The following is a 14,812-nucleotide window of genomic DNA, read 5'->3' on the forward strand; positions in this document are numbered from 1 at the left end:
TAAAGGAGGATCACGATGAGAAAAAGTATATTATCTTTAGCGTTATCGTTTTGCTTGATCGGCTCCATGCTGACAGGTCTAACCTCTATAGCAGCCAAGCCCCGTCCTGATACGGGTCCAAAGGATACATATTACGAGAAAGCGGCATACAAGGCAAAAAAGCTAAACGTGATCAAGCTCGCTGACATGACGGAGTCGGAAAGTGTAATGATCGCAACACTCCAAGGATTGATTGCAAATAAAACGGATGAACAAATCTATATTTTGCCGGAGTCAGGAAACTATGGGCTGTGGTTGAAGGATCTCAAACAACATTATGGCGTTAAAACAAAAGAATTTGATGATCCATGGAAGCTTTTGAAAAAATATAAAAAGGAGTTCAACGGTTATTTGCTTTGGAAAAAGGGGGACAGCTCCATTAACGCAGCTTCCTCACTTGCTCATTTCAAGGACGCTGTGCTGGTTGAGCAGAGCGATGTGAAGAAGGCGAAGGACTACAAGCGAGTGATGGATCTCTCTGGCAAAGATGAAGCATGGGTGAAGTCCAATTATTGGGATAAGGTCAAACATAATCTCTTCATCGAGCAGAAGGAAGAAATGGGGCCAAAGCTTAGAGATTATGCTGCAATGACAGGAGCATTTACGTTTTATGATGGCAACAGCGAGTTCCGTAAAACGGTGATGGCTGACGCTGATCCGGACTCGGTCGTACTCGGCTGGGGCGATGCCTCGAATGGGGAAGAACGCTTTATTATGCCAAGCTCGGAAGCGGGGATCTTCACACTGCCAGCTGATCATGCCTTTAACTTGTCGGTGCTCAGCGGCTTTAAGCTAAATGATCTCAAGCAGAAAGCTTCTACACTGCCAGCGGTGGAGGACAATGTTCATTATGTATCATTCGTTATGTCTGACGGTGACAATATTCAATGGATGCTGAACGATCTTGCTGAGAAGGACAAGCCGTGGTTCGGCAATGCAAATCGAGGAAGCTTTGATATGGGCTGGGCGATATCGCCAAGCATGATCGATCTGGCTCCCACCGTCGCAGAACGTTACTACAAGGATGCGACCGAAAGAGATGCCTTTGTAGTAGGACCATCAGGCGGTGGTTATATGTATCCGAGTCGATATCCTGCGGCTGAGCTTGATCAGCATTTGAACAGTCTTAACGATTATATGGGCAGGATGGATTTGGGACTTGTAGAGGTTATCGATTTTAACGCGTTTAACAATGCTGAGCTTTGGGACAAATATACAGCGCAACCGAATGTGGACGGCGTTGTTTATTTGGAATACAGCAATCATAAGGCGCTGAATGGCGCGCTTAAATGGTCGAATGGCAAACCAATTATTACGCCAAGAGAAATGTTGTGGGAAGGCAACGCAGGCAGCGATAATGCATCCGTAGTTAATCATATCAATGCAGCGCCTCGCAATCCGAAGAGTGCAGCAGGCTACTCGCTCGTTCTCGTACATGCTTGGTCTAAATCGATGGACGACGTAAAGGAGGTTATCGATCAACTGGGTGACGATGTTAGAGTGGTTACACCGGTGGAGATGGCGGAGCTTATTAAGGAGCAAGTACCGCAGACCAGTGCTGAAACGCCGAACAAGGTGTATCAGGCGGAGACTGATTTTGGGCATCAAACCGGCAAGCAGGACGGAGACGGCTGGCTGGCTAATAGAGCGGAGCATACGGCAGGACATATGCTGTTCGGCCCGGGCGCTGCGGATATTCAGACCGGACGCCATCAGGTAAAGATCAAAGCGATGATCGACAACCGTGATGCGGACAATAATCGGATTATGAATATCGATATATTTGATGCAACTGACAATAAAGTAGTAGCGGAGAAAGCGGTTCTGCGATCGCAATTTCAAAAGGCAAATGCCTATCAGAACTTTGCCTTGGAGGCTGATTTCGTTTTAGGACATTCCTATGAATTCAGAGTCTGGTACGATGGCAATGCGAGCGTGAAGATTGATAGTGTGTCCGTTATTATGGAAAGCAATCTAGCACAGAAAATCTATGAAGCGGAGAATGATTTTGGACACAATACGGGGAAGCTGGACGGAGACGGCTGGTTGGCTTTGACGGAACAGCATGGTCAGGGTCATATGCTTTACGGTCCTTACGTAGCTGATATTCCGAATGGAGTCCATGACGTTACGTTTAAGGCGAAGATTGGAAGTGTTGCGGGAGCAGACGATCGGGTTGCGCTTCTGGACATTTACAGTCCTACTTTGGATCAGGTAGTCGCCTCGAAAGCGTTAATGCGAAGCGACTTTGCAGCCGCGGACGTTTATGAGGATTTTACGCTTATCGACGTTCCATTCTCGCTTGGAAGCACTTATGAATTTAGAGTTTATTTCGACGATACTGCCGACATCAAGATGGATCATATCCGTTTGGACATGCCCCAGCAGGTGATATCCGATACGGATGGCATATACTTTAAGTTCGGCGGAGGAGACGTTCAGTCGTTGTCACTTAGTGCAGACTCCGGCGAGAAGCTGCTTCAAGCGTGGGGGAGAGCCGTTCAGGATGGGAAGCCGGACGTAAATCTAACACTAGATGCGGCATGGTCGATCGCTAGTGGCAGCGAAGTTGCTCGTATTAGTGAAGATGGAGTGTTGACGGTGCTTGGAAACGGCGCAGCAACTGTCAAAGCTGCATATAACGGACTAGAGGCAGAGCTGCCGATCATTGTCTCCGATCAATATGATAACCGCATATTTGAAGCTGAGAGCGCGTTTGGTCATAATACCGGAGCAGCTGACGGAGACAGCTGGTATGCTAACACGGCGGATCACGGTTCGGGTCATATGCTGCACGGACCGGGTGTGTCCGATCTGCCTTCCGGCGGCCACAAGGTTAGCTTCAGGATCAAGATAGATGCGAATACAGGCGATTCAAATCGTGTGTTGAACCTGGATATTTTTGATGGGACGGGCAATAAGGTGGTCGGCGAGAGAGCGATTCTTCGAGGGTACTTCACCTCTGCTGATGTCTATCAGGACTTTGTGATTGAGGCTGATTTTGTAGCAGGGCATGCCTATCAGTTCCGCGTTTGGTACGATGATCGGGCAACCATTCATGTGGATCATGTGTCTGTTCGGACTCCAGTGACACCATAACCATTGAAGGGGGTGTGCCTCCAGTAGAGACATCTACTGGAGGTGCAACCTCTTTTGTATATGATTGTGTTAGTAAATATGATCTCTGGCTTTCTTCTGTTTCCCTAGATCGAATCAGCAACGGATGATGATATCTTTTGGAGAGTGGATGGATACAAATCGCGCTCAAAAGGTTATACTTAAGCACTTGAACAACTACGAATCAGTATAACTATAAGATTAGGAAGCGATTTGATTATGTCACAACATGCAAAACTGAATCATCAAAATCTATTTACGGGTATCTTATCTGCATTGCTCGCTTGTACAGGAGGGGCGGTTCTAATTGTAAGCAGCGCGGAAAATGCGGGTTTTACGACTGTGGAGCTCATTTCATGGCTGTTCGCCGTTTATTTTTTTGGTGGACTATTGAATATCGCATTGACGCTAAAATACAAAATTCCGTTTGGCGGCGCTCATTCCATCACAGCGGCCGCTTTCTTAAGTATGTCTGCTACCCAGTTTTCGGTGCAGGAGCTTGCTGGCGCAAGTATTTTAACAGGGATCATATTCGTTGTATTCGGACTATCAGGTTTATCTGATAAGCTGCTTGCCGTACTCCCGAAGCCGCTTATGGACGCGATGCTAGCGGGTTTAATTTTCAGCCATATTGTGAAGATCGTTCCTGCAATGAAGGACGCGCCTTTTGTTGGATTTATGGCAATGCTAGGTTTCTTCTTATTTCCACGCTTTTTTAAGGGATGTCCTCCCGTGCTGGGCGTTGTTTGTATGGGCTTGCTAGCTCTTTGGATTGGCTATGATCTTCCGGCGATGGAGTCGCTGCCGTTCGCGATGCCCCATGTGGTGCAGCCCGAATTTTCATTAAACGGCATGTTATCCTTGACGCTGCCTATGACAATGCTCGTGCTTAGCAATGATTTATTCGTTGCCTTGGCGGCACTTCGGAAAAACGGATATGAGCCTTCTGCTTCCAAAACGATAACGATAACCGGTGTTGCCACAGCGGCTGTCGGTTTCTTGGGCGGACATACTGTAAATATAGGCGGAATGATGAGTATGCTGTGCAGCAGCGAAGAAGCAGGTAAGAAGGAATCTCGTACTTATGCTGCTATCGTCTCAGGAGTGTTGGTATCTATTTTTGGATTATTCGCTTGGAAAGTTATCGCCTTCATTAATATACTCCCGCTATCTTTTATTTGGATGCTAACGGGCTTCTCGCTAATGGGTGTATTTATTCAAAGTCTTCAATCCGCATTTTCGGAATCGACTTATCGGTATTCAACAGCGTTCACATTTGCGATTGCGGTAGCTAATATATCTTTCCTTGGTATTTCTGCTCCAGTGTGGTGCTTAATTATCGGTATTGTGACAATGAAATGGCTGGGCGAGGGAACGCGCAGCAATCCTTCACTTCGAACTGAAAAAAAGTTAAAAGGATAATAGGCTCATTCCCAAGGATACTTCGATAGCAAATAATCGGCGAACTTCTTGCTCTCCTCTCTGCGCTGCTTCCGCATAGCTGTTCGATGCTCTGCCGTTTCATATAATTTAATTTCTTCTTCTGATTCTGGGACAATACGAGGTAGTTGCTGGACTGCACTTTGTGCAGTAGATAGCTTATATGGGCAAGAAAGAAATTGGCTGCGTTGCATAAATGCAATAGATTGCGACTTGTTTCCTTCATTTAGCGATGAATAGGTGATTCTATTGCAGTAATTGCAGTGTACGCTGGAAGCAGCCGGGCCGAAGCGTGTTCTATTGCACAAACTACAACGTACGATAACTCTTAGGCAGTCCAAGGAGAGTAAATCGACTTATGGGCAGAGTGATATGAGTTTTAGGCGGCGCTAGTACTTCGAAACAATAAAAGAGGGTGTGTTTCATAAAGTCTGTTAAGACCTTATGGAACACACCCTCTGCGGTTTAGACGATTAAAGCTGTAAGTTGCGATCGATTAAGGCGATGCGCTGTTCCACGCATGCGTATGAACGAAGCGGGTCTTCAGGTGTGTTTAGGCAGTAATCGAGCAATTGATCGACTGTAGTTGCTGCAACATGACAACGTGTGTCGGAGGAGGCGTAGTAAATGAATACGTCGCCATTCTCCTGAGCGATTACACCATTGCAGAAGGCTACATTCGATACGTCGCCGACCCGTTCAATGCCTTCAGGTGCTAGCAAATGCCCGCCGGGGCGATGTGTGACTTTGTTAGGCTCTTGCAAATCGGACAAGAAAGCATAGAGCACGTAACGCAAGCCCGCCGCTGTATTGCGTACGCCGTGAGCGATATGAATCCAGCCCTTATCCGTCTTAATCGGTGCAGGACCTTGACCGTTCTTCACCTCTTTGATCGTATGATAGTGGCGCTCATCAATAATGACTTCGCGCTCTACAACGGCGTTCTCGATTGTATCGGATAGTCCCCAGCCGATGCCGCCGCCTGAGCCTGTGTCGATGAAGCCGTCCTGCGGACGAGTGTAGAAAGCATATTTTCCATCAACAAATTCAGGGTGAAGCACGACGTTTCTTTGTTGGTTGGATGCTGTTTTTAGATCAGCGAGGCGCTCCCATTGCTTTAGATCCTTCGTTCTTACGATACCGCATTGTGCAATAGCGCTCGATAGATCACCTTTTGGTGCGGAAGGGTCTTTTCTCTCTGTGCAGAACAGGCCGTAAATCCAGCCATCCTCATGTTGAACGAGGCGCATATCGTAGACGTTGATGTCCGGATCGCTAGTTTCTGGAAGCAGAATAGGGTGGTTCCAGAAGCGGAATCCATCAACAGGACTATCACTCTCAGCAATTGCAAAAAAGGATTTGCGGTCATTGCCCTCGGCGCGCGCTACGAGATGAAACTTGCCGTTTAAGAAGATAGCACCGGGATTGAATATGCAATGTACGCCAAGTCGCTCCATGAAATAAGGATTTGTTTCTGGATTGAAATCATATTTCCAGATCAGCGGAGCATGCTCTGCCGTTAGAACAGGGTGTACATAACGATCAAATACGCCGTTTCCGAATGCTGCAGGCTCGTTTTTACGCTGCACGAGCGCCTCATAGCGATCTGTCAGCATTTGCTTGCGTTCATTAAATTTACTCATTGGATAAACCTCCATTAGTGTGAAGTTGATGTGCCGGATAAACGTTCAATCATTTCAAAACAAGCACGACCGTTATGATAAGGGCATTTCCATGGACTAACCTTTTGAACATTTTCGCTTGGAGATCCATTGCGCGTTACGCTCCAATGCCATTCACCAAACTGTTTGTCGACGATAAAGTTCTCAATGAATTGCCACGATCTTACGGCAGCCTCGCGGTATTTCTCATCGCCCGTCATTTGATAGGCATTATAGAAACCAACAACAGCCTCCGCTTGCGGCCACCAATCCTTGTGCGTATCAATTAGCCCACCTGGACCTGCCTCATTCAGAAGACCGCCGTCCTCGTCTACGCCTTCGTTCAGCGTCGCTTCCGCCATTCGAATCGAGATTGCTTTGGCATCAGCCAGCAATGCTTCATCCCCAAGCACCTCAGCCGCCTCGACCAGCAGCCAGCTGCCTTCGATATCATGACCGAAAGAGATATGCTCGGATCTGCCGTTCCATTTTTCATCGAAGAAAAGAATAAAGTGCGCGTTGACTGGATTAATAATATGTTTAATCGTTATTTCAATTAATTCTTTCAGCTTGGCATGCAGTTCATCTGACTTCCATATCCGGTAAAGGTTCGTGTAACCCTCCATGATGTGGAGATGAGTATTCATCGACTTCTTCTCATTCAAATCTTTTTCACTCAGGCTATTATCGTCAGTTTCCAGCCACTCGCGTGTAAGAGCCTCGAAATAACCTTTATACTCCTCATCGTAGCTATAACGCTCAAGTGTATGGAATAACGAGATTGCTTGCTGAAGCGCAGCATCATCGCCAGTAGCGCGGTGATACTCGGATAAGGCGTAAATGGCAAAGGCTTGGCCATACACCTGCTTTTTCGTTTCCGCTGGATTGCCGGCTGCGTCGACCATCCAGTATAATCCGCCGTATTCCTGATCTACAAAATGCTCGATCACGTAATGGTACGCTCGTTCAGCGATTTTTAAATATGATTCATTTCCAGTCATGCGATAAGCAGAGGCAAAGGTCCATAAAATACGTGTATTAAGCACTAAGCTTTTGCCTGCTTCGTTGTTAACGGTTAAATTTCTACTGATATAGCCATAGAAACCGCCATTTTGCTCATCGATCGTATGCTTCATCCAAAAGCCAAGAATGTTTGTTTCTAGCTCTTGCTTGATGCTTGCAAGCCATTGCTGGTTGTTTTCATTCATTGGCTCAAACCTCCGTCACGCGTTTCAGCTATTTTCGCCGCATAATATTGACGAACGGTTTGCTCAGCTTGCTTGCCATACATACAATAATCGTCGTTAGTACTAGCGTCTGTCTCTTCATATAATCGTGCTGGCCAATCCCAGAGCATAAAGCCGCCTACCCAAGCACGTTTGTCTGTATGGGAGAACATTGTCTCGTAGTACTGACGCTGCACCTCTTCACTTGGCGCGCCGAGGAGTCCCCAATCGTTAGGAATATATTGCGAGCCTTCACGGCTAGGACAGCCTGCTTCCATGAAGAAAAAGGGTTTGTCGTATTCCGTTACGACCTTCTCAATACGATTCAGCTGTTCTTCCCAATCATCGATAGGGTAGTAGCCGCTTGAAGAAATGACATCAACAGCATCCCACCATTTCATTTGACCTTCTTGATATTTGTCACAATTGTACGTAACGATGCCCGAGTAAACTTTGCGTACCTCTGTGATGAGCTCACGCCATTCGGACTCCCTGCGATCGGTTTGAACCATCTCGCATCCAACGCAAAACATTTCACAACCCGTTTCTTCGGCAATTCGCGCGTAGTGCAAGATGAAAGTTGTATAAGAAGCGAACCAGTCAGACCATTTTGGCTCGCAAGGCACATCGAGATCAAAGAAATTAATATGTGCACGCCATGTGCCATCCGCACAATTGACGACCGGCTTCAGACAAACGTTAAGGCCTATTTCCTTCGCTTTTTGAATAGCACTGCGAACCTCATCATCGGTAACCGTCGGCGCTTCACGAAACTTAATTTCAGTCGAGTGCGCATGATCTTGAAGAGCGCCAAGCGCAATAGCCGTCCAGTTCACGCTTAAACGCTCAGCCATCAATTCCATCGAACGATCCGCTTTTGCGCCGGTCCACGTGCCTCGAACGCCTGTCCAGCCCCATGTCATTCCGCCTATATAGGCTGATTTAGTTCTCATAGAAGTCGCCCCACCTTATTTTTGATATTTTTGTTATTGCTAATAATATTTTTGTTATATAACAAGTAAACATGATTCTAGTCTTGTTTGCAATAGCTTTCTTCAAAAGCAATCCACTTCATAAAATCGCTTCATTTAATAACGCTAAAAGCATCATATGTATGCACAATAATGAGTGAAAATGCTAAAAATAGCGTTTTCATAAAATGACAGTTGAAGACTATAAATCATATTTTAAACCATTTTAGATGCGTATTTTATGAGGTATTATCAAAATGTAAGCGGAATCAAAACGGGCCGAGGGGGATTTGAAAAATGAAAAAAGTCATTTCGTTAGCACTTGTTTCTGTAGTTATGCTAACATCTTTAGCTGCATGTGGTGGGAATAATGCGAGTACGAATACAGCAACGAACAAGCCAAGCACGGATAACACCGCAACGAACAAGCCGGAGAACGGTGGAACAGAAGAGGCGTCAACCATTAAAGGTGAAGTAGTATTCTTAACCAACCGTACCGACATGATTGATAAACAGTATGTCGATTACGAAAAACGTTTTGAAGACAAATATCCCGGTGTCGATCTTAAATTTGAAGCGATAACGGACTACGATAAAACGTTGAAAATCCGTATCGCTTCCGGCGATTTCCCGGATGTCGTATTTGTTCCAACGATTCCAAACGCTGAGCTGCCTAATTATTTCACTCCGCTTGACGACATTACATTCTCCGGTGAAATTCACTTCAAAGATTTGAAAGCGCAAGAGGGCAAAATGTACGGCGTATCCTCAGGCGGTTCAACTGTAGGTATCGTCTACAACAAGAAAGCATTCGAGAAAGCAGGCATTACAGCTCTTCCGAAAACATACGACGAATTCCTTGCAGCATCACAAAAGCTTAAAGACGCAGGGATCGTGCCGCTTGCATCAAACTTCAAAGACAAATGGCCGCTTGATACTTGGGTATATGATGTTACAACTCTAATTGGAGGAGCCTCTGATCACCAAAACAAACGTGCCGAAACCGACACACCGTACACGCTTGACAATGTATACGGCAAATCATGGGGTATTCTTCGTGAGTTGTACACCAAAGGTTTCCTAGAAACAGACGTTAACTCGACGAACTGGGAGCAATCGAAAAAAGACGTAGCAACAGGCAAATTCGGTATGTATCTTATTGGTAACTGGGTAATCAATCAAGTAATCGAAAACGGCGCTCCTGCTGAGGATATTGGCTTCTTTCCATTCCCTGTCGACAACTCGGGCGAAGCAAAAGCACCGCTTAACCCGGATTTCTTCTATGCTGTTAATAAAAACGGCAATGTTGAAGCAGGTAAAGCGTTCGTGCAATGGATGATCGAGGAATCTGGTTATGATGATTTCGCAGGTTTCATTCCAACTTTGAAAGACAAAGAATCTAAGCTTCCACAGCTTTCGGAATTCAACAGCTTTACCCCTAAATTTTTCGAGCCAGCTGCACCAGTAGATGCTGCGACAGAAATTCAAAACAAAGCGCAGCTTGATCAAGCTGCAGTTGTACAAGAATTCGTATTAGCTAAAGACCCGCAAAAGGTATTTGATAAAGTGAATACTGCATGGGCGAAAGCGAAAAAAGATTTAGGCTTGTAAGGGCTGTGTGCAGAATGGATAACCCGTAAGTCGGTTGTCCATTCTGCACCTTCAGATTAGAAAGACGCAGGGAGGATGGGGTTGTCTCATGTTTAGCAGATTGTCTTTTAGAACACAGAAGAACTATGTCATTATTGGCTTCGTCGCATTGCCGCTGCTGCTGCTGCTGACATTCGCCTATTATCCGGCAATGGAGCTCATTCGATTAAGTTTTACAAGCTGGGACGGATTAAGTCCTAATAAACCTTGGATTGGTTGGTCGAATTACAGGGAAGTATTTTCTAATCCAGCTATTTTTGGCGTCTTTAAACATAACTTTGCCTATTTCGCTGTTGGAATCGTACAAAATATCGCCGCGATATATTTCGCAGTGGTGTTGAACAGCAAGCTCAAAGGTAAAAACTTTTTCAGGCTGCTGCTTTTTTTACCGTACATCCTAAATGGCGTTGCTGTAGCATACTTATTCGGTTACGTATTCGACACGACAAACGGATCTTTGAACTATTTGCTAGGACAGCTAGGATTTGATGCTCTGTCCAAAACTAGCTGGCTCGGCAGTGGATCGTTTGTAAACTACACGCTTGCTTCCATTGGCTTTTGGCGTTTTATGGGCTTCAATATGGTTATTTATTTGGCGGCACTTCAATCTATTCCAAGCGATATTTACGAAGCTGCATCGATTGACGGGGCAAACGGCTGGCAAAAATTTATTAGCATTACGCTGCCGAACATTTACAAAATTATCGAGCTCAATTTATTTTTTACGGTTACCGGCGCTTTAGAGGTATTTGATCTGCCTTATATCCTGACCAAGGGCGGGCCTGCGGGATCGAGCGAAACCTTCGTTATGAAAATTGTCGAGACCGCCTTTCAGTTTAACAATTATGGCTTAGCATCTGCAATGAGCGTCGTCTTGTTACTATTTGTTGTTATTGTTTTGTCGATTCAGCGGTTCTTGTTGAAAGGAAAGGAGGAATAATCGATGAATAAATCCAATAAGCTTTGGGACACAATCAAATATTTAAGCCTTCTATTGGCTGCGTTTGCGATTTTGTTCCCGCCTTATATCATCGTCGTCAATGCATTTAAGACGAAGGATGAATTTCACACTAAATCGACGATCTCCATGCCGGATAGCTTCCTCTATTTAAAAAACTTTGCTCAAGCCTTTAAGCAGGCCGATATGCTCCATGCGTTCGGGAATACGCTGTTCATTATTGCGATAACGCTTATTTTGAACATATTGATTGGATCGGCTTTCTGTTATGCAGTTGGGCGCTTCAATTTCAAATTTAAAGGGCCGCTAGTCGGCTTGTTCCTATTCGCAACGATTATACCGGCCATTACAATTCAAGTCGTCAACTACAAAACGATTCAAGCGCTTGGCTTGACGAATAACCTGATGGGACCTGTCCTAATCTATGTAGGCGCAGATATTTTGCAAATTTACATTTATCTGCAATTCATTAAGAACATCCCTTATGAATTGGATGAGAGTGCGATGATAGAGGGTGCTTCATTGCTCCGGATCTTCCACTCCATCATCTTCCCGCTGCTTGCGCCAGCTACAGCGACAATCGTTATTTTGAAAACGATTAGTATCTATAATGATATGTTCATTCCGCTCCTTTATTTGCCTAGGGCCGAGCATGTTGTCGTCTCGACATCGCTCATGCGATTCTTTGGGGTTAACAGCGGGGATTGGCAAATGATATCATCGGCGATTCTAATCATTATGATTCCTACGTCAATTCTTTATTTATTCTTGCAAAAATATATTTTCGCGGGTGTGACAAGCGGTGCGGTTAAATAAACCGTCCGCTTTCTTTTCATTGCAGATGTACCGATTTTAGCACAAACTAAAAGAGGCACACGCGAGAGGAGCGAGCAGGTTTGAACATTATAATCGCGGACGATGAAGAATTCATTAGACTGGGTCTAGAAAAAATATTAACGAAAATGGATTTAGACATTACGGTTATCGGCTCCTATAGCAATGGAATGGACGCATGGGCGCATATTTCGAAGCTTGGTGAAGGCGAGCTGGATGTGCTCATTACCGATATAAAAATGCCGATGATGGACGGGCTGCGGCTTATTGAGCACTTGCGCAACAAGTCGATTACGACTATTGTACTTAGCGGCTTTAGTGAATTTGAATACGCCCGCAAGGCTCTCCGCTCTGGCGTGCGGGATTATTTACTGAAACCAGTGGACAAGACGAACTTGCATGATCTGCTCGTCCAGATCGAGCAAGAGCGAAGTGAGAATGGGCAGCTAGCTGAATCAACGGTGTCTACTCCACCTCTGGAGACGATCTCGCAGGAAAAAGAACATTATGTCATCGAGCAAATGAAGACGATTTTGGAGCATGAATACGGCAAAAACTTCGAAATGGAACGAATAGCGGACACCGTTGGCATGAGCGCAAATTATTTGAGCCGTCTATTCAAACAGGAAACAGGCATGACGCTGACAGACTATTTGATCGATATTCGGATTGAGAAGGCAAAGCAGTTTTTGAGCGATCATCCGAATCTGAAAAATTATGAGATATCACAGCTGGTCGGCTATAGTGATCCTGTTTATTTCAATAAGCTTTTTAAGAAGATGGTCGGAGAAACGCCTAAGGATTATAAAGCCAAGCATCACTAGTGTCGATGAGCAAAATTGAATATAAGATGTGCAATATCATTCATTTACAGGAAGGTGGAATGAGCGTAAAATGATGCGGTAGCTTGCCGTATTTAGAATGGTTTGACAGCATGTAGAGCTGCAGAAGGATGGAGAGAGCAATGTCAGAGAGGGTTTTGAAAACTCAGCTTGGTGCTGCGAAAGGACTAGCGAGCACATTTGAGAACGCGGCACTAGAGGAAAATGTCAGCCCGTTAAAATTTTTATTGTCATTATACAAAGGAAACTTTACCAATCTATTTATTTCTTTATTATTTTTGTTCATTAAGAGTGCGCCTGTTTATGTGCTGCCGATCGTTACCGCGAATATTATCAACATTGCGACGAATCCAGCAAAATATCCGCTTAGCGGCATTTGGATTAATTTTGTTATTATTTTGATCGTCATCTTACAGAACATACCGACTCATGCTGCTTACATTTCTTTTTTGAGCCGTGCGGTAAGATATGTAGAAGCGGGACTTCGGAGCGCGCTTGTGCGCAAGCTCCAGCAGTTGTCCATTAATCAACACAGAGAGCTGCCTGCGGGCAAGCTGCAGTCGAAGGTGCTGCGCGATGTCGAAGCAGTTGAGATGATGTCAAAGCAGTTCATGCTTGCTTTGGCGCCTGCTGTAGTTAACATCATCGTATCCTTCATCATAACGCTGAACAGCAGCTGGATTGTGTCGTTGTTTTTTATACTGACTATTCCAATGTCCATAACGATTGTAACCATTTTCCGCCGTAAAATCCGTAAGTCGAACAAGGAATTCCGTAAAGAAATCGAACAGATGTCCTCTCGCGTGTCGGAGATGGTTGAGATGATTCCGATTACGCGTGCACACGGTCTGGAGAAGGTTGAGATTGCCCGTATTGACCAGACGCTTCGCAACATTCAAGGCAAAGGCTATCGGCTAGATTTGGTAGAGGCATACTTTGGCTCGACAAACTGGGTAACGTTTCAAATTTTTCAGGTGCTTTGTTTAATCTTTACTGCTTATTTAGCCTACAATGGGCAAATTCAGGTTGGCGATGTCGTGATGTACCAAGGGTTCTTTGCAATGATTTTGGCTTCGGTTACCGGTCTTATTAACATTTATCCGCAAATTGCAAAAGGGCTTGAATCGATTCATTCCATCAAAGAAATTTTGGTATCGACCGATATTGAAAATAACAGCGGCAAAAGAAAAGTTTCTGATGTGCGCGGTGAATTCTCCTTCGAGGGCGTTGAGCTGTCGTATCCTGGAAGCGAGCATCATGTGCTTGAGGATGTTACGCTTGAAGTAGAGGCTGGCGAATGCATCGCATTTGTTGGTGCATCTGGGGCAGGCAAATCAACGGTGCTCAATCTCGTTATCGGTTTCCTGCAGCCAACGGGCGGGAAAGTGTTGATGGACGGCATCGATTTGGCGGACATTGATCTGCGCAGTTATCGCAAGCATCTGGCAGTCGTGCCGCAAACGAATATTTTGTTCTCGGGAACGATTCGAGACAATATCACGTATGGTCTTCGTGATATTACAGATGAACAAGTGAATCGCGTTGTTGAGATGGCTAATCTATCTGAATTTATCGGGCAGCTGCCTGATGGCCTCGAAACCATGGTTGGAGAACATGGCGGCAAGCTGTCCGGCGGGCAGCGTCAACGGATCGCCATTGCACGCGCACTCGTACGCGAGCCCAAAATCATTATTTTGGATGAAGCAACCTCCGCACTCGATAACGAATCGGAATTTCATGTTCAGAAGGCTATGCAGGAGCTTATTAAGGGTCGGACAACATTCATTGTCGCTCATCGCTTGTCCACAATCCGTGATGCAGACCGCATTGTCGTCATGAAGCACGGTCGTATTGCCGAGGTTGGCACCTTCGAAGAGCTGATGGCGAGCAAAGGCGAATTTTATAATTTGAAGCAGCTGCAGCTTTAGGAGAGGCAGGTTTGTTAGTCATAGGGTTGATCAGGTGTTTTGCCTGATCAGCCTTTTTTTTTTGCCGCGCGCTTTCATTATTGAGAGGCTTTGGTATTGGAATGTTCATATTTTTATAGAAGATATGAATATTGTTTTATTATACG

The 14,812-nt window shown here is 45.2% G+C and carries 10 protein-coding genes; 7 read left to right on the forward strand and 3 right to left on the reverse strand.

Features of this window, described 5'->3' with window-relative positions:
- Positions 1-15 precede the first annotated feature (15 nt).
- Together AC787_RS02185 and AC787_RS02190 are read left to right on the forward strand one after the other, a co-directional pair.
- The gene (locus AC787_RS02185) at positions 16-3,138 is read left to right on the forward strand and encodes a GxGYxYP domain-containing protein (RefSeq protein WP_054023298.1); all 3,123 of its coding nucleotides are present in this window, start codon (positions 16-18) and stop codon (positions 3,136-3,138) included.
- Positions 3,139-3,375: 237 nt separating this feature from the next.
- Positions 3,376-4,578 (forward strand): benzoate/H(+) symporter BenE family transporter, encoded by a 1,203-nt coding sequence (locus tag AC787_RS02190; RefSeq protein WP_082360597.1) that lies wholly within the window; start codon positions 3,376-3,378, stop codon positions 4,576-4,578.
- A 491-nt stretch (positions 4,579-5,069) separates the two neighbouring features.
- Here the strand turns inward: AC787_RS02190 and AC787_RS02200 are convergent, their stop codons facing one another.
- Genes AC787_RS02200 through AC787_RS02210 form a run of 3 tightly spaced genes read right to left on the reverse strand, consistent with a single transcriptional unit; the run spans position 5,070 to position 8,436 of the window.
- A complete protein-coding gene (locus tag AC787_RS02200) occupies positions 5,070-6,239 on the reverse strand; it encodes a glycosidase (protein ID WP_054023300.1) in 1,170 nt (389 codons plus the stop codon).
- 14 nt (positions 6,240-6,253) lie between these two features.
- On the reverse strand, positions 6,254-7,465 hold the full coding sequence (locus tag AC787_RS02205) for an AGE family epimerase/isomerase (protein WP_054023301.1): 1,212 nt from the start codon (positions 7,463-7,465) through the stop codon (positions 6,254-6,256).
- Positions 7,462-8,436, reverse strand: a complete 975-nt coding sequence (locus AC787_RS02210; RefSeq protein WP_054023302.1) for a glycoside hydrolase family 113 — start codon at positions 8,434-8,436, stop codon at positions 7,462-7,464. The genes AC787_RS02205 and AC787_RS02210 overlap by 4 nt, the downstream gene beginning before the upstream one ends.
- 315 nt (positions 8,437-8,751) lie before the next feature.
- Between AC787_RS02210 and AC787_RS02215 the strand changes: the two genes are divergently transcribed.
- The 5 genes from AC787_RS02215 to AC787_RS02235 all read left to right on the forward strand — a co-directional run bounded on the left by AC787_RS02215 (position 8,752) and on the right by AC787_RS02235 (position 14,666).
- Positions 8,752-10,065: an ABC transporter substrate-binding protein gene (locus AC787_RS02215; protein ID WP_054023303.1), complete on the forward strand. Its 1,314-nt coding sequence runs from the start codon at positions 8,752-8,754 to the stop codon at positions 10,063-10,065.
- 88 nt (positions 10,066-10,153) lie between these two features.
- Positions 10,154-11,044, forward strand: coding sequence for a carbohydrate ABC transporter permease (locus tag AC787_RS02220; protein WP_054023304.1), 891 nt, complete (start codon positions 10,154-10,156; stop codon positions 11,042-11,044).
- 3 nt (positions 11,045-11,047) lie between these two features.
- Complete coding sequence (locus AC787_RS02225; protein WP_054023305.1) at positions 11,048-11,878, forward strand: carbohydrate ABC transporter permease; 831 nt, start codon at positions 11,048-11,050, stop codon at positions 11,876-11,878.
- An 80-nt stretch (positions 11,879-11,958) separates the two neighbouring features.
- Positions 11,959-12,720 carry a response regulator transcription factor gene (locus tag AC787_RS02230; RefSeq protein ID WP_054023306.1) on the forward strand — a complete coding sequence of 254 codons (762 nt, stop codon included), beginning with the start codon at positions 11,959-11,961 and terminating at the stop codon, positions 12,718-12,720.
- A gap of 140 nt (positions 12,721-12,860) precedes the next feature.
- Positions 12,861-14,666, forward strand: a complete 1,806-nt coding sequence (locus AC787_RS02235; RefSeq protein ID WP_054023307.1) for an ABC transporter ATP-binding protein — start codon at positions 12,861-12,863, stop codon at positions 14,664-14,666.
- The last annotated feature ends 146 nt before the right edge of the window (positions 14,667-14,812 follow it).

Origin of the sequence: Bacillus sp. FJAT-28004 (assembly GCF_001280845.1) — a bacterium.
Lineage (GTDB): Bacteria > Bacillota > Bacilli > Paenibacillales > Paenibacillaceae > Pristimantibacillus.